Here is a 16877-nt window from a genome sequence, read left to right on the forward strand (position 1 = left end):
TGATTATCGCCCCATTATCGGGGCGTCTTGTGCTTAAAATGTAAAGCCATAATATTTACTCTTGCTTCCTTTTACCCGCCAACATCAACCTATCCCCAAAACCACCGCCTCAGCAGCTTCCCCACTCACCAACTTCGCCGTTGCGCCATCGTAATAAATTTTTCCATCCACAATCAGCAAAGAGCGTGGGGCTATTTTGGCGGCATCATCAAGATTATGGGACACCATAAGTAAAGTGATTTGTCGTTCACTGCATATTTGATCCAGTAATTCCAGCATTTCATTGCGTAAAGCCGGATCAAGTGCCGAAAAGGGTTCATCCAGTAATAAAATCGGTTGATGGCGAACTAAACAACGTGCCAACGCTGCCCGTTGGCGTTGTCCGCCAGAAAGTTGAGCGGGCAGACGTGATAGACACGCTTCTAATGATACCTGGGAGGCAATCTGTTGCAGCGTTTTCTTTTGTTCAGCATTTAACCGCAAGCCAGGATGTAATCCCAAAGCAATATTTTGTGCGATGGTTAAATGGGAAAACAGGTTATTTTCCTGAAACAGCATCGAAACCGGCCGCTTGGAAGGTGAGGTATGCGTATGATCTTCGCCATCCAGCCAAATATTACCTTGTGCTGGAAACTGGAAACCCGCCATCAAACTTAACAAGGTGCTTTTACCTGCCCCACTAGGGCCGAGGATTGCAATACGTTCTCCGGCTTTGACGCTCACATTAAAATGCATGGCAAGGTGTTCATAAGTATAAATGACATTTTCAAGTTTAATCATGGCGTCGGCTCGGTAAGCGTTCAATCACAGTGAATAAAACAAAACACAGCAGGAGCAACAGAAATGCGGTCACGGCACCATCCTGACTACGATATGCCCCAATTTGTTGAGAAAGGTAATACGGCAAAGTGCGGAAATCTTCATTGCCAAATAAGGCGATCACGCCAAAATCGCCAATGGATAATACACAGGCGAAAGCTAACGCTTGCGCCAATGGCATTTTTAATGCCTTAAGCTCGATCCAATACAGGCGGTGCATTCCCTGAATATTGAGGGAGCGGCATAGGGGATTATAACGCTCTGCCAGATCACGCATTGGGTTTTCCAATACTTTTAGCGCGTAGGGGATCGCCATTAATGCATTGGTCAAGATAACCAGCCCGTAAGGTGATTGAGGTATACCCATGGTTGTGTTCAGCAAGAGGAAAAAGCCTGTGGCAAGGACGATCCCCGGCATAGCAAGGATCAACAATCCGCTGGTTTCCATTGCCTGGCCCCAACGCGGAGAGTGGCGTAAGCGTAATTCACGGCTGCTCCATAGCAACATCATGGTGAAAATAACACACAGCAATCCTGCACCTACTGCAATAATGATGGATGTCGTCAGGGCTTGCCATAAAGCGGGCTGGCTTAAGACCTCAAAAATATTACGGTTCAGGCCATCCACGATGACCGCTAATAAAGGGGGAAGTAACAGCAGTAGCGCTATACTAATCAGTAAACCATCAGATAATTTTTTCAGCCATGAATCCTGTGGATTACGCCATTGTTGTTGATGTCCATAACCAACAGCAAGTGCGCCTTTCAGTTTTTGGCTAAGAAGCACCAAACCGAGACAACAAAAAAGTTGTATCAAGGCAAGCAGGGCGGCATGACCAAGATCGTAGTCGTAACTAAGTGCCTGATAAATGGCAAGTTCAATGGTCGTTGCGGCTGGGCCACCGCCGAGGGCAAGAACCGTTGCGAAGCTGGCAAAGCACAGCATGAAAATCAGCGCACCCGTCGGTAAAATTTGGCGGCGCAAATAAGGCCACTCAATAAAACGAAAATGTTGCCATTCACTCATCCCGAGCTGGGCGGCAAGTTGGCGCTGCTCAATAGCAATACTCTCCAGAGATTGCAGTAATAACCGTGTTGCCATTGGCATATTAAAGAAAATATGTGCCAGCAAAATCCCTTGTAGACCATAAGGCGTAAAACGATATTCAACGCCTATCCATTGGGAAATATTAGCCAGCCAGCCGCTCTGACCATAAACGGTGAGAATACCAAACAGGGCAACCAAAACAGGAAGAATCAATGTCATGGCGCATAGGCGCAGAAAGAGTGTTTTTCCGGGAAAGGAGCGACGATAAAGTGCCCGAGCCAGAAAAATAGCAGGGATCACCGATAAGACGGCAGAGAGAAATGCCTGCCAGAAAGTGAATCGAATGACATGCCAGAGATAACTGTCATGCAAGAATGCTTGCCAATGGCTTTCAGGTGCATTGAACCACAGCGTCCCGAATGCTGACAGGGCAACCATAATTAACAGGCCGGAGGCAATAACCCCCGGCAATAACCAACCCGCAATTAACGGCTGACAGCGCTTTGCCATGTACGTATCCATTTTGTACGGTGTTTTGCCACATCATCTGCGTTAAATAGCAGGGATTTCTCAGGAACAGGACGTTGTTTGAAAACGTCGGGTAAAGGGATATCAATGACAGGATACATCCATTGGGTTGTTGGCAGTACCTGTTGAAATGCTGGTGAGAGCATGAAATTCATAAACTTCTGTGCCAGTTCTGGCTGTTTGCTTGAAGCTACCTGAGCGGCCACTTCAATTTGCAAGTAATGTCCTTCCTTGAAGATAGCGGCTGCGTAGTTATCTTTTTTCTCTGACATAATGTGATAGCCAGGTGATGTGGTATAGCTCAGCACCATATCACCTTCACCTTTCAGAAACAGGCCATAGGCTTCACTCCAGCCTTTAGTGACGGTGAGTGTCTTTTGGGCCACTTTTTGCCACTCCTGAGCGGCGTTGTCGCCATAGAGTTCCTGTATCCAGAGCAGTAGCCCTAAGCCTGGTGTGCTGGTACGTGGATCTTGGTAAATAATCTTCCAATTCTGGTGACTATTGATTAATTCGTCCATACTTTTGGGTGGATGAGGCAGGGTATTTTTGTTGTAAATAAAGGCAAAATAACCGTAATCGTAAGGAATAAACGTCGTGTTGTGCCATGCAATGGGTAATTTCAGTTTTGAGGTATCGACGTGACTTGGTGTGAATAATCCGGTTTGCTGAGCGGATTGAATCAGGTTGTTATCTAACCCCAGTATAATATCTGCGGATGTTTTTTTGCCTTCCATCCTCAAACGGTTCAGCAAGGATACGCCATCTTCCAATGCAACCAGTTTCAGCTCACAGCCACATTCTGCCTCAAAGGCTTTTTTGATGGCAGGCCCTGGCCCCCATTCAGAGGCAAATGAATCATAAGTATAAACTGTCAGGGTAGGTTTTGCCTGGCTTGTCTGAGCAAAAACACAGGCAGAAATAGACATCAGGCTGATAGCCATAAAGCAGGAAAATAATTTCGTAAACACTTTGCTCTCCTATAGTTGCATATATCAATAGTTAAAAAAATTGATAGTTGTATACATCAATTACTTAATGTTTGTTATTAGCAGATAGCAAAGGATCTGAGAAGGTGCTAAATGAAAATGACATCTATTATATCAATGAGTAGCGTCTCAAATCCCTACGACGGTACTAACCGGTTCAGGTTCGACGGGTTTATTCTCAGCAGTACTGTTTTGCGACAGCCGCACCCCGTTGAGATAGCGGTATTGTAGAGACTTCGGCTACGTCTGCAAAGTCTAATCATAGAGGTTTACCGCTTGAGATGAGTGTGAAACAATTAGCTATCTTTTTAAATTTGTTCTATCGAGAGGTAGTCTGGTGATCGATGATGATGGCTACCGCCCGAATGTAGGAATTGTAATTTGTAATCGCCAAGGGCAAGTTCTGTGGGCCCGCCGTTATGGGCAACATTCCTGGCAGTTTCCTCAAGGGGGTATCAATCCAGGGGAATCACCAGAGCAAGCGATGTATCGCGAGTTGTTCGAAGAAGTTGGTTTAAATCGCAAAGATGTACGGGTTCTCGCCTCAACCCGGAGTTGGTTGCGTTACAAATTACCCAAGCGTTTGGTGCGTTGGGATACAAAGCCTGTTTGTATTGGGCAAAAGCAACGTTGGTTTTTATTGCAGTTATTGTGCAATGAAGCGGATATTAATGTGCAGCGCAGTAAGATACCTGAGTTTGATGGTTGGCGTTGGGTCAGTTATTGGTATCCTGTTCGGCAGGTCGTTTCTTTTAAACGAGATGTCTATCGCCGCGTGATGAAAGAATTCTCTTCTATTGTGATGTCAACGCAGGAGCCGGCTTCATTATTCCATTCACCTTATTTACATCGTCGTAGAAAAAGTTAGGTCAAAGCTATGCTCATGCGCTTACGGGAAATTGTCGAAAAGGTTGCGATGGCGGCTAATTTATCCGAAGCGCTTGAGTTATTAGTCAATGAAACACGTCTGGCAATGAACACGGATGTCTGCTCTATCTATTTGGCGGATCATCAGCGGCAATGTTATTACCTGATGGCAACCAAAGGGTTGAGAAAACCCAGGGGGCAAGCAATTAGCCTCTCCTTTAATGAAGGTGTTGTGGGGCAAGTTGGGCATTTGTCCGAATTAATTAATCTCGCTGATGTCCGTGACCATCCCAGTTTTAAATATATTCCTCAAGTAAGAGAAGAAAGTCTGCGGGCTTTTTTAGGTGTACCGATTATTTATCGTCGCCAATTGCAGGGAATACTCGTTGTTCAGCAATATGAACGACGGTTATTTAATGAAAGTGAAGAATCTTTCATGGTGACACTGGCGATGCAGCTTGCTGCTGTTCTCGCTCAGTCACAAACCAAAGGATTATTCGGCCAGTATCGTCAGACCCGTATTAAGGCACTTGCTATTTCTAATGGCATTGTTATGGCACCGGGATGGCAAGATTGCTCCCAACCTTTGTTGGAACAAGTGACTGAAGCATTGACCTCGGATTGTCAGGCTGAACGCTCCAGGCTGACTTTGGCTCTTGAAGAAGCAACCGCTGAATGTCGTCGTATCAGTAAGCGCTTTACTACCAGTTCACAGAAAGAAAGCGCCGCCATTTTTGATCTCTATTCCCATCTATTAAATGATCCTCAGCTCAAACGGGATCTGTTTTGTTCCGTGGATAACGGTTTTGTGGCGGAATGGGCGATTAAAACGGTGATTGAAAAATATGCTGAACAGGTTGCCAGCTTGCAAGACCTTTATATGCGCGAGAGGGCATCGGATCTGCGCGCGCTCGGTCAGCGGGTGCTGTTTCATCTGAATGGTTCCGCTACGGGAATCAGACCGTGGCCGGCGCGTTTTATACTGGTTGCTGACGAACTCAGTGCCAACTTGTTGGCTGAGTTGCCACAAGATCAATTGGTTGGTGTGATTGTACGAGATGGCGCGATTCATTCTCATTCTGCAATATTGGTCCGTGCGATGGGAATTCCGGCTATCATGGGAGCGGATATCCAGCCTGAGCTATTACACAATCGGACACTCATCCTGGATGGTTATCGAGGAGAAATTTTTATTGAACCAGAGCCTCTGATTACCCAGGAATACCAACAAATCATCGAGGAGGAACAGGTTCTCAGTAAGCTTGCTGAGCATGAACAGCAGAAGCAAGCGCGATTAAAAAGCGGAGAACGAGTATCGGTGCAGCTCAACGCGGGCTTGAGTTTGAAACATGAACGACAGATAGAAGACAATATTGATGGCATTGGGCTGTACCGCACAGAAATTCCTTTTATGGTGCATAGCGGTTTTCCATCAGAAGATGAACAGAAAAATCGCTATCAAGAGATACTGGAACTTTTTCCTGATAAGCCAGTGATATTGAGGACACTGGATATTGGCGCTGATAAACAACTTCCCTATATGCCCATCAATGAAGAAAACCCTTGTCTGGGATGGCGGGGAATTCGCATCACGCTGGATCAACCGGAAATATTCCTGATTCAGCTTCGGGCGATGCTAAAAGCCAATGCACAGACGGGCAATTTAAAAATACTCTTGCCGATGGTAACCAGTATTGAAGAAATTGATGAAGCCCGAAAACTGATTGAGAGAGCGAAAGTCGAAGTAGAGCAGATGCTAGCCGAGACAATCACAATGCCCCAAATTGGTATTATGCTTGAAGTTCCCTCTACCCTTTTTTTGCTGCCCCAATTAAAGCAACGGATTGATTTTGTTTCTATTGGTACGAATGATTTAACCCAATACTTGCTTGCGGTGGATCGCAATAATACCCACGTTGCTTCGCTATATGATAATTTGCATCCTGCGGTGATTAGGGCCTTGAAACTCGCCTTTGATGAATGTCAGCGTTTTGATCTCCCAATTAGCGTATGCGGAGAAATGGCAGGTTTACCAATGGGGACACTCATATTGCTTGGCTTAGGTTACCGTAGCCTGAGCATGAGTGGTCACAGTATTCCGCGTATTAAGTATTTATTGCGCCACTTGGATGCCAAAGAACTTGAATATCTTATTGAGTTGATATTGAAAGCTGAAACCAGCCATGAAGTAAAAGTATTGTCAGCCGAATTTATGGAATCGCAGGGTTTGGGAGGCTTGGTTCGGGGGGGTATTTAGAGAAGTTATACAAAAATGGCTATTTTTTGTATTGGCGCTCACCAATAGGGTTTATAAGAAGAGTCACTACAATCACTTGTGGTCTAATGGTGGGAGCAAGTCACTCGCCTGTGTTATCATCTGCGATTATTTGTCTTAACCCATTCAAGTCATATAATTTATTCGCACAAGATCATTCATTCACACAACATTATTTTTAGTGGGGAACGATGAGCACTAGCTATCTGGCATTTCCTAATATTGACCCAGTCATATTTTCAATCGGACCTGTATCCCTTCACTGGTACGGTTTTATGTATTTGGTTGGCTTTGTTTTTGCCATGTGGCTGGCAAATCGCCGTGCAGCAAAGCCAAACAGTGGCTGGAACAAAACCGAAGTTGAGAACTTGCTATATGCAGGGTTTGTCGGGGTTTTCGTCGGTGGGCGCCTCGGTTATGTCCTGTTCTATAATCTTCCAATGTTCCTTGATAACCCGCTTTATCTATTCAAAGTTTGGGATGGAGGAATGTCTTTCCACGGTGGACTAGTAGGGGTTATCTGCGCCATGTGGTGGTTTGCGCGCCGCACCAAGCGCCACTTCTTGCAAATCTCCGATTTTGTTGCGCCATTGGTTCCGTTTGGTTTGGGGATGGGGCGTATTGGTAACTTTATCAATGGAGAATTGTGGGGGCGTGTTACGCTTGATACGCCGTGGGCGATGTTATTCCCAGGCTCCCGCAGTGAAGATATTGCAATAGCCACCGCCAATCCTTCGTTATGGCCAATTCTGGAAAAATATGGTGTCCTGCCCCGCCATCCATCACAGCTCTATGAGATGGTGCTTGAAGGTATCGTATTATTTATCATCCTCAATTTATTTATCCGTAAACCGCGCCCGATGGGGAGTGTTTCAGGCTTATTCCTGATTGGTTACGGTGCATTTCGCATAATAGTCGAATTTTTCCGCCAGCCTGACGCCCAGCTTGGGCTGTTTGAAGGGATCAGTATGGGGCAAATCCTTTCTGTCCCCATGATTTTAGCGGGAATATTTTTGATGATATGGGCGCATAAATGCCCCGGCAATAAAACACGCAATAACAAGGTACAAGAGGCAAAATGAGACAGTATCTGGATTTAATGAAAAAAGTGCTGGAAGAGGGCACGGCAAAAGACGACCGCACGGGGACGGGAACCCTGTCTATCTTTGGTCATCAGATGCGTTTCAATTTGCAAGAAGGCTTTCCGTTGGTAACAACTAAGCGTTGCCATATTCGTTCCATTATCCATGAATTGCTTTGGTTCTTGAATGGCGACACCAATATCAAATACCTGCATGATAATGGCGTGTCTATTTGGGATGAATGGGCTAACGAAAATGGCGATTTGGGGCCTGTTTATGGTAAACAGTGGCGTGCCTGGGGCTCTGCGGATGGTCGTCAAATTGATCAATTAACCCAGGTTATTGAGCAGTTGAAAAGTGATCCTGATTCACGTCGGATCATCGTTTCTGCATGGAACGTTGGGGAGTTGGATAAAATGGCCTTGGCGCCGTGCCATGCTTTTTTCCAGTTCTATGTGGCCGACGGTAAACTTTCCTGCCAGCTTTACCAGCGCTCTTGTGACGTGTTCTTAGGGTTGCCATTCAATATCGCCAGCTATGCCCTGTTGGTGCACATGATGGCCCAACAGTGCGATCTTGAAGTCGGTGATTTTGTCTGGACGGGGGGAGATACCCATCTTTACAGCAACCATCTGGAACAGACCAAACTGCAATTAAGCCGTGAGCCACGTGCATTACCTAAGTTAGTGATTAAGCGTAAGCCAGACTCATTGTTTGATTATCGATTCGAAGACTTTGAAATTGTGGATTACGATCCGCATCCCGGTATTAAAGCACCCGTTGCCATTTAATCTTCTTTTTCCATCCTCAAATCTGGGGATGGAAAATTCATTTAATCTGTATTAATAGCTCACCTGATTAATTTTGTGAAGCATCACGCAATTAAAATGCAACAAAATAAAATATCTATTTTCCTTTCAAAGCTCTTCGCATAATTAAATCGTGACACTGTTCATTTAGTTTCTAATCGTCGATATTCCCCTTGAGAAAAATTGAGTTGAATATAGATGTCAGAAAATAATGGAATATAAACATATCAACAATCACAATGGATTTACTTTATTAGAATTAATGATAGCAATGCTCATCATTTCGATTAGCTTGTCTTGGGGATTGTATCATTGGGGGAAATATCAAAGTCGCCAGCGTTTGCAATCAGCAGTACATAATGTGTTGTCTTTTATGGAAAGGCAGCAGGCGTTAGCAAATTATTTAAATCAGGATCGTACCTTATGGTTAGTAATAGGGCAGCCTTGGTGTTTAATATCGTCTGTCACCAAAATCGTTGCTTGTGATGAAGGCGATGGGGAACGCGTTCATTCTCCTCACGAAGATGTGTTTGTGTCATTTTCTACGATTGATCGCATTGATTTTTACGGGGTCAGAAATACCGCAATGCCAGCCAGTTTCACGCTGGCAAACTCAGCAGGTGAAATTAGTGTCATCGTTTCTGGACGTGGGCGAATCAGGACATGCAGCAATACAATTAACTCGTTTCCTAAATGTGAGGGGCTAAAAACCCCATGATTCTGACTATTTTCTGTTGCAAGCAAAAACAGGCGGGATTTTCTTTATTGGAAATAATGGTAGCTCTGCTAATCAGTAGCGTGATTTTTGTTGCCATGACAAAAACGTATCCGGTTTTATCAAGCCAAATTTTCGATCTCTATCGTAAATATAGATTGCATTATTTGGTGAACAGAACGGCCTATTTGATGGAGAAAGATATTCGGCGGGCAGGTTATTGTCGGGATAGAGAACAGTGCAAAGGTGATCCATTGATAATTAGCAATAAAAATACAGAAATGACTAACTCCTGTTTTATTGTTGCTTTTGATCTCAATTTAAATAATCAATGGGAAAAACCGGGCCACATTGAATCTGAATTTTTTGGGTATCGTTTAAATAATCGAGCTCTTGAGTGGGGGAGAGGGGTAGGTGATTGTCAGGAAAGTGGTTGGGAAAGGTTATTTGATCCAAAAGAGATCGTCATTGATGCCTTCCGTCTTGAGAAATCACAAGCAAAAGACGGGGTGATTTTTGTCACTTTGTCCATTGATACCCATTGGTTGAAATCCCCATCAATTGTGTACCGCCACCAAGCCACAATTCGGCTGCGTAATATCCGAAAATAAAGATATTGGGAAAAGAAAATAGATGGCAGATAAACAACAGGGAAATATTCTGCTGATATCGATAATGATGCTCTTGGCGCTGAGTTTGATGATGTTGAAAGCGCTCCATTACCAACAGGAAAGTGCGATGCTTATGATGATGGATGAACAAAATTATTTGCGGGCTTTTTGGCAAGCTGAATCATCATTGATATGGGGAAAGGCGCAGTTATGGCAGATCAATCAGCAAGAAATAGGGGCTTGGATTTGTCTACAAGACACTGAATTTAATTTAAAAAGTTGCCTTAGGTATTATTCAGACAATCTTTTTTTATTAAAAGGTATTGCTCAATTTGCATCAGGAGAAAAGCTCGAACTTTATCAATGGATGAAACAGATGAAACCTTTAAATCAAGATACACTTATTCCTATTGAAAGCGGTTGGTTGGATTTTTGCCCTGTTGCTCAAGCTGAGTTTTGTTTATGAAAACCAGACGACAAGAGGGAATGAGTTTACCGGAAGTCATGATTGCGTCTGCCGTATTTGCGATCTCTTTATTGGGTTTAATGCGTTACCACCAAGCACTGTCAGCTAATTTCCAACAATATTGGGGGCAGCTTAAGGCGGTACGATATGTCCATAATCAGTTGGAACAGTATGAACGTTTGGTAGGCCAGATTGATTTGCAGAAAGAAGAAGAGACAGTTATACAACGGGGATGGAAAGTGGAAGTTCAGCGAGAATTTCGTTCTTGGGGGTGCTATCAGGTAACGGTTAATCTGACAGTACATTACAATAAACCAAGTAAATTGGAACGCTGGTTTTGTGCAGATGGGCGGCATAAAACTGAAATCTAATATGGTCTACTAAAGTAAATTAATTAAATAAAAGAGCCTGTATTGCATTTGCACAAAATGCAATACAGGCTCGAGAAGGGATCACACAAATTTGGATACAAGCTCCTATTTCCAGATGCAATCACCTATTTTTTCATCATAAGCACGCCAATTTTCATTAAACTCAATTTCTTTACCTTCTTTATTTTTATATGTGAATCTTGAGAATCTTGCTCCCTGTGAAATAACTGTATATGTTCCATTAATTTCCCCTTTAATTATTTCATTCCACACTATAGTATAAATAGATGGCCTTGTTTCTATTGGAATTTCATTATCTTTAACAAAATTAATAGGTATGGCTGTATCAGATTTTTCATACTTAACATAGCCAAGATAGGTTTTATCTTTTTCTGAATATAAAGTGACATATTTTATATTTATTGGTTTTTCACCATATGAAGTAAAACACATAGTCTCAGTGGAATCTTCAAAAGCTAACGTCTTAAAAGATAATAGCACCAACAAAAAAAGAGTATTTTTTTTAACCATTTTGATTTCCTTTTAGATTAATAATTCTTTTATTTATATAGGAAAGAACATCAGAATAGTATATTCCATATATTTTATTATCTTTAAGTTTTTTTCCAAAAGGACTCGCTGTTATCAATTCCTGTGCTCTTTCATAACCTTTCAAAGCTTCATTTTTGTCCTTCAATGTTCCTTTTAATACTTTTTTGTCAGGATCATGCCAAAGTCCCCATGCAAATGAATTAATTCTATTATTGTAGATAGCACTACTAGCAAACTCGAATTTTTCACCATCTAATAATTGATTAAGATGTTCAGCTTTGAATGCCTTAATAGCCCTTTTTAGATAATCTAAGCGATCATTATAATGACTAAATCCTCCATTGATAAGCGCGGTTACTTTATTAAAATCATCATTTTTAGCCGAGTCAACACATGATTTGTATTTTTTATAAAACCAGAATGCAGATAACACGTTGTGAGGTAAAGACAATAGCTTATCCCTTGCCTGATCAGAAGATGTGAAGTCTTCACCAATATATTTACCATAACGCCTATAGGCATCTTCGTATGTTAATTGTATGAATCCCCGACCATACCAAGGATTATATGATTTCTTTTCTCCTCCAATTTCTTTAGTCGCTCGTAATCCCCCCGTTTCATGGAGTATCTGAGCTAAAAAATGAGATTTTTCCCGGCATGTAGTAATATCAAATTTTTTAAACCCTTGATTAAATCCTTCTAAGTGATCTTGCAATATTTTTTGTTTCGTATAAATCGCAATTTGTTTAAACTCATCCAGAGTAATATCTCTATCACATGCACATCCTTGAATTACCTGCATTTCCAATACATGCCGTTGCTTAAGTCGGTAGGTTGACAGTCCCTGTAACGTCGAACCACGGAAATGTTCTGAATTCTGTAATTCCTGCATTTGCCATCCTTGAATTGTAGGATACCCATCACTGAGCATACCCAATGTGATGTATTGGTATTCATGCCCATTCGATAAAGTATTTGGCTTAACATAGGAGTTTGCTTCTCCCGTTTTCAGGCGAGGAGTCCGTTTGACAATTTCATCAGCCAGTGGTTGTGCTGATATGGATAAGGTGACAGGCATAGGAGGAAGATCGTATTCACGTAATAGCCCTTGACCATCAGTCGTGCCTTTTCGTACAACGCTTTTATTTCCCCGACTGGTTAATTTATAAGGTATGCCTGTCAATGGCTTACCTTCTTCATCCACAAGCTGAAATTCAATCCAGTGTTTCAGTATTTTTTGGCAATCAATGCAATCCGTCGGTTCTAGCTGACTCATTCTTTTCTTCCTTTTATCATAGGTGGCATTCATTGGTGTACCGCTGTAGAGCGGAAATGCCCGCTCTGTCCAGCCGTTAAGGTAAAAAGTTTGGATGGGATTCGGCTCTGCTAGGCTGTTAACCAAAAAATAGCAATTGCCTCTGTCCTGATGGGACAGCTAGGTTTTCCAATCGGTCGGTTCCATCATTCTTCTTCCTGCTGTGCGAGAAGCGCACATGGCGGTTTAGCCGGAAACTCCACCATTGGCAATGGTGCCACATCTGTTTCACCATAAAAAACCTGCAACACCGCTTCCTGCATCAGCAGCGAAGCCAAATCAATCTCCGCTTGCGGCTTAAAGGGGGTCGCGTTACCAGCCCTGACCAGCGTCAGATTGAGGGTAAACAGTTCAGAGAGTTGTTCTTGCAAAGTGAAGTCGCCGACTGCAAAGGTGTCTTCCGGCACACCCGCGATACGGCAGGTAAAACGTAATTCATCGACGTGCTTCATTGAATTTAACTTATGATTTATCCATTGGAGTTCGGTATTATGCTGAATATCAGCGAGATCAAATGCGTAATTGAACAGTAAAGCACATTTATTCTACACATTAATCCATCAAATTAATTAACGAATTAAATCCAATTTTTGACTGGTTTTGGCGGGATATAGGGGGATTATCGGAATATGCACGGTAATTCAGGCAAAAATCAGGCTGACAGGAATCGTTAACGGTTTAGCTCCCTCCTGTCTGACGTTAATATCTTTTTCTACGAACATGCTCCCTTGCCTGTCAGGATAACTTTGAATAACGCACGATACCCGCAAAGTCACCAACCCTCTTTAAGGGAACAGCCTGTCAGATGAAAAATATTTTCCAGTTGCTATTATTACGCTTGAAGTGAGCTGATTAACCACTGCTGATATCTCAAATCGCAGTAGTGAAAAACACGATATTGTTTGAAACGGAGGCGTGACAAAATAACGGATAGTTTACAGAGAGAGTTATTCTTGGATGTTTTAATTAGTTGTTTCTATTCCAGTGGGAGCATTGATGTTTAGCGTTTATCATTCGAATCAGCTCGATATTCTCAAGGAATTGATGGCGATATTGATCGGGGAAGATCCCCTTTCTGACCCATTTGGCAAAGAAGTGATTTTGGTTCAAAGCCCAGGGATGTCACAGTGGTTGCAAATTCAGTTGGCAGAAAAACTGGGAATTGCTGCGAACATGGAATTCCCACTGCCTGCAACTTTTATCTGGCAGATGTTTACCCAAGTGTTGCCTGATGTTCCCAAAGACAGCGCTTTCAGTAAGGATGCCATGAAGTGGAAGTTAATGACCTTACTACCCGATTTGTTGACAGAGCCGGAGTTTTCAGCGCTTAGGCATTATCTTGACCAAGATATTGATAAACGCAAAATTCACCAGTTGGCTGGCCGAATTGCCGATCTGTTTGACCAATATCTGGTTTATCGCCCCCAGTGGTTGGAAAGCTGGGAAGAGGGTCAATTAATTGATGGCTTGGGTAGTAACCAGTTATGGCAAAAAAGGCTATGGTTTGAGTTGACAGCTTATACCCGCCAGCTACAACAACCTTTGTGGCACCGCGCCAATTTATACCAACGATTTATCTCGACGTTAGAAGAAGGGAGTTTTCCATTAGGGGCTCTTCCCTCGCGTATTTTTATCTGCGGCATATCTGTATTGCCTCCCGCTTACCTGCAAGTATTAAAGGTATTGGGTAAACATATTGATATTCATCTTATGTTCACGAATCCATGCCAATATTATTGGGGTGATATCCAGAGTTACGCTTTTCTTGCCAGGTTAACTAGCCGTAAGCCAAGACATTATAAAAGCAGACAATTGCTGGAAAGATTCAAAAATCCCGAAGAGGTGCCATCGCTGTTTAATGCCGAAGGGGAACAGGAGTTGAATAATCCATTGCTGGCATCTTGGGGAAAATTGGGCAGGGATAACCTCTACCTGTTGTCACAATTGGAGCCAGATTCCGATATTCATGCCTTTGTTGAATCAGAACCAGATTCTGTCTTGCACCAAATTCAACAAGATATCCTTAATCTTGAAGATCATGCCCAGATTGGTTCTACCGAAAATTCCTTCAAAAACAGCCTGAAAAAGCGCCCATTTGATGGCGCTGATCGCTCACTGACTTTCCATTCATGCCATAGCCCGCAAAGGGAAGTCGAAGTATTGCAGGATCAAATCCTGCATTTATTGGATGATGATCCTTCACTGACACCGAGGGACATCATTGTGATGATGGCAGATATTGATAACTATGCCCCCTATATTCAGGCTGTTTTTGGTAATGCACCCGATGATCGTTATATCCCCTTTGCCATCTCTGACCGTAAAGTTAGTCAGGCGCATCCTGTCTTGCAGGCATTTATTACCTTGCTGGATTTGCCGCAGAGTCGGTTTACAGCAGAACAGGTGTTGGCATTCTTGGAAGTCCCTGCTTTAGCTAACAAATTCTCGATTCAGGAAGAAGGGTTGCGTTTATTGCGGCGTTGGGTAAAAGAATCGGGAATTTGCTGGGGGTTGGATGATGACAATATTGAAGCATTATCGTTGCCTGCCACAGGGCAGAATACCTGGCGCTTTGGTTTGACGCGTATGCTGTTGGGTTATGCGATGGATAGCCATGCCGGGCCGTGGAATGATGTTTTGCCTTATGATGAATCCAGTGGTCTTGCAGCCGAACTGGCAGGGCAATTAGCTGAGTTTTTAATGGCACTGAATCGCTGGCGTAAAATTTTGAGCGAAGAACAGCGATTGACGGATTGGTTGGTTATATGCCCGCAACTGCTGGACACTTTTTTTGCAGTGGATGATGAAGTTGAACTGGTTTTGGCGCTTATTACACAGCAATGGCAAAAAGTCGTTGATAATGGCCTGAATGCACATTATGACGAAAGCATCCCTTTGGTGCTGCTGCGCGATGAGCTGGTGCTTCGTTTTGATGATGAAAAGATCAGCCAGCGTTTCCTCGCCGGAGCACTCAATTTTTGTACTCTGATGCCTATGCGCTCCATTCCTTTTAAGGTTGTTTGTTTGTTGGGAATGAATGATGGGGTTTATCCACGTACTATCCCGCCACTTGGGTTTGATCTGATGGCAGAAAAGACTCAGCGAGGGGATAGGAAACGGCGCGACGATGACCGTTATCTCTTTCTGGAAGCATTGGTTTCGGCTGAACAATTTCTTTATATTAGCTATATTGGCAAATCGATTCGCGATGATACTGAGTGCAATCCCTCTGTATTGATCAACGAATTACTGGATTATATTTGTCAAAGTTTTTGCTTATCCGGCGATGAAATGTTGAATGTTGATGACAGCGCCAAAAATGTCAGAAAATATCTGCTGTCACAGCATACCCGTGTGCCTTTTGCGACAGAAAATTTCTTACCTAATCATCACTTACAAAGTTATGCTACAGAATGGTTGCCAGCCGCAACACAACAGGGGATTTCAGCAACTGATTTTTGCCAGCCGATTGCGTTTGATCGCAGTGGGGTAAAAGAAATTGCATTAGATGAGTTGATCCGCTTTTATCGACACCCTATCCGTGCATTTTTTCAGCAAAGGTTGAAGGTACATTTTGTCATTGAAGAGATGGAGTTACCTGAAGAAGAACCTTTTGTGCTGGATAACCTGCAACGTTACCAATTTAACCAACTACTGTTAAGCATCCTGATTGAACAGGGAGCACCTGAATCTCTGTTTCATCATCTTCGTGCGTCGGGAGGGCTGCCCTATGGCTCCTTTGGTGAAGTTTATTGGATGGAGCAACTGGAATCCATGCAGCCTTTGGCCGCCAGGGTGCGTGAAGAGAGAATGACCTCTTCTTCTATTGACCTATATGAGCCATTAGACACGGTAGTGTTGACTGGCAGAATCAGTCAGGTACAGCCGGATGGAATTTTACGTTGGCGACCAGCGAACTTAACGGCCAATGATGGTATCCAATTATGGATTGAACACCTTGCCTATTGTCTTTCAGGTGGAAGTAGTGAAAGCCGCATATATGGAACAGGTAAAAAGGACAAAAAAGAGAAGGAAGATAAAAAGGTGTCAGAATATCGCTTCTTAGCGTTAAAACAGGAGGAGGCGAAACACTATTTGAACCAGATGATAGAGGGTTATTTTCAAGGTATGTCTGAACCTCTTCCTTTGTTTTGCCGAAGCGGTTGGGCATGGCTAGTTGACTGTTTTGATAAGGAAACGGGTGAAATCGATTTTAGCGAAGAGACTCAACAAAGTGCTGAAAATAAATTAATGGAACACTGGCTGGGAACACATGACAGAAAAGGGGAAAGCGCTGATCACTACGTACAAAGGGCTTTCCGGCGAGTTGATCAATCACTTTTGGAGCGAATGAAGCGTGAAACTCAGCGCTATTTACTGCCGATGGCACGCTATTCCAATGGATCATTATTTAAATAATTAGGGAGAAT

At 43.1% G+C, this 16877-nt stretch carries 15 protein-coding genes and 1 riboswitch; of the genes, 9 read left to right on the plus strand and 6 right to left on the minus strand.

Features of this window, described 5'->3' with window-relative positions; translation table 11 throughout:
* Window positions 1-84: 84 nt before the first annotated feature.
* The 3 genes from thiQ to thiB are packed head-to-tail and all read right to left on the minus strand — an operon-like array spanning window position 85 to window position 3339.
* Window positions 85-780 carry a thiamine ABC transporter ATP-binding protein ThiQ gene (gene thiQ, locus IQ209_RS13575; RefSeq protein WP_193851805.1) on the minus strand — a complete coding sequence of 232 codons (696 nt, stop codon included), beginning with the start codon at window positions 778-780 and terminating at the stop codon, window positions 85-87.
* The gene (gene thiP / locus IQ209_RS13580; protein ID WP_193851806.1) at window positions 773-2377 is read right to left on the minus strand and encodes a thiamine/thiamine pyrophosphate ABC transporter permease ThiP; all 1605 of its coding nucleotides are present in this window, start codon (window positions 2375-2377) and stop codon (window positions 773-775) included. The genes thiQ and thiP overlap by 8 nt, the downstream gene beginning before the upstream one ends.
* Window positions 2353-3339: a thiamine ABC transporter substrate binding subunit gene (gene thiB, locus IQ209_RS13585; RefSeq protein ID WP_193851831.1), complete on the minus strand. Its 987-nt coding sequence runs from the start codon at window positions 3337-3339 to the stop codon at window positions 2353-2355. Before thiB ends, thiP begins: the two co-directional genes overlap by 25 nt.
* A gap of 161 nt (window positions 3340-3500) precedes the next feature.
* Window positions 3501-3605: riboswitch (TPP riboswitch) on the minus strand.
* A gap of 116 nt (window positions 3606-3721) precedes the next feature.
* Between thiB and rppH the strand changes: the two genes are divergently transcribed.
* The 8 genes from rppH to IQ209_RS13625 all read left to right on the plus strand — a co-directional run bounded on the left by rppH (window position 3722) and on the right by IQ209_RS13625 (window position 10580).
* Window positions 3722-4252 (plus strand): RNA pyrophosphohydrolase, encoded by a 531-nt coding sequence (rppH, locus tag IQ209_RS13590; RefSeq protein ID WP_193851807.1) that lies wholly within the window; start codon window positions 3722-3724, stop codon window positions 4250-4252.
* A gap of 9 nt (window positions 4253-4261) precedes the next feature.
* Complete coding sequence (gene ptsP, locus IQ209_RS13595) at window positions 4262-6508, plus strand: phosphoenolpyruvate--protein phosphotransferase (RefSeq protein WP_193851808.1); 2247 nt, start codon at window positions 4262-4264, stop codon at window positions 6506-6508.
* 209 nt (window positions 6509-6717) lie between these two features.
* Complete coding sequence (lgt, locus tag IQ209_RS13600) at window positions 6718-7608, plus strand: prolipoprotein diacylglyceryl transferase (protein WP_193851809.1); 891 nt, start codon at window positions 6718-6720, stop codon at window positions 7606-7608.
* The gene (thyA, locus tag IQ209_RS13605; RefSeq protein ID WP_193851810.1) at window positions 7605-8399 is read left to right on the plus strand and encodes a thymidylate synthase; all 795 of its coding nucleotides are present in this window, start codon (window positions 7605-7607) and stop codon (window positions 8397-8399) included. The genes lgt and thyA overlap by 4 nt, the downstream gene beginning before the upstream one ends.
* 229 nt (window positions 8400-8628) lie before the next feature.
* Entirely contained in the window at window positions 8629-9135 is a 507-nt protein-coding gene (locus IQ209_RS13610) for a prepilin peptidase-dependent protein (protein WP_193851811.1), read from the plus strand.
* The gene (locus IQ209_RS13615) at window positions 9132-9743 is read left to right on the plus strand and encodes a prepilin peptidase-dependent protein (protein WP_193851812.1); all 612 of its coding nucleotides are present in this window, start codon (window positions 9132-9134) and stop codon (window positions 9741-9743) included. The genes IQ209_RS13610 and IQ209_RS13615 overlap by 4 nt, the downstream gene beginning before the upstream one ends.
* Before the next feature lie 22 nt (window positions 9744-9765).
* Window positions 9766-10209, plus strand: a complete 444-nt coding sequence (locus IQ209_RS13620) for a YgdB family protein (protein WP_193851813.1) — start codon at window positions 9766-9768, stop codon at window positions 10207-10209.
* The gene (locus tag IQ209_RS13625) at window positions 10206-10580 is read left to right on the plus strand and encodes a prepilin-type N-terminal cleavage/methylation domain-containing protein (RefSeq protein WP_193851814.1); all 375 of its coding nucleotides are present in this window, start codon (window positions 10206-10208) and stop codon (window positions 10578-10580) included. The genes IQ209_RS13620 and IQ209_RS13625 overlap by 4 nt, the downstream gene beginning before the upstream one ends.
* Window positions 10581-10685: 105 nt before the next feature.
* On the opposite strand, the gene IQ209_RS13630 is transcribed toward IQ209_RS13625, so the two are convergent.
* The 3 genes from IQ209_RS13630 to IQ209_RS18785 all read right to left on the minus strand — a co-directional run bounded on the left by IQ209_RS13630 (window position 10686) and on the right by IQ209_RS18785 (window position 12899).
* Complete coding sequence (locus IQ209_RS13630; protein WP_193851815.1) at window positions 10686-11111, minus strand: hypothetical protein; 426 nt, start codon at window positions 11109-11111, stop codon at window positions 10686-10688.
* Entirely contained in the window at window positions 11104-12408 is a 1305-nt protein-coding gene (locus IQ209_RS13635; protein WP_193851816.1) for a hypothetical protein, read from the minus strand. The genes IQ209_RS13630 and IQ209_RS13635 overlap by 8 nt, the downstream gene beginning before the upstream one ends.
* Window positions 12409-12593: 185 nt before the next feature.
* Complete coding sequence (locus IQ209_RS18785; protein ID WP_193851817.1) at window positions 12594-12899, minus strand: hypothetical protein; 306 nt, start codon at window positions 12897-12899, stop codon at window positions 12594-12596.
* A gap of 544 nt (window positions 12900-13443) precedes the next feature.
* Here IQ209_RS18785 and recC point away from each other — a divergent pair.
* The gene (recC, locus tag IQ209_RS13645) at window positions 13444-16866 is read left to right on the plus strand and encodes an exodeoxyribonuclease V subunit gamma (RefSeq protein WP_193851818.1); all 3423 of its coding nucleotides are present in this window, start codon (window positions 13444-13446) and stop codon (window positions 16864-16866) included.
* Window positions 16867-16877: the final 11 nt, after the last annotated feature.

Origin of the sequence: Xenorhabdus sp. BG5, assembly GCF_015163665.1 — a bacterium.
GTDB lineage: Bacteria > Pseudomonadota > Gammaproteobacteria > Enterobacterales > Enterobacteriaceae > Xenorhabdus.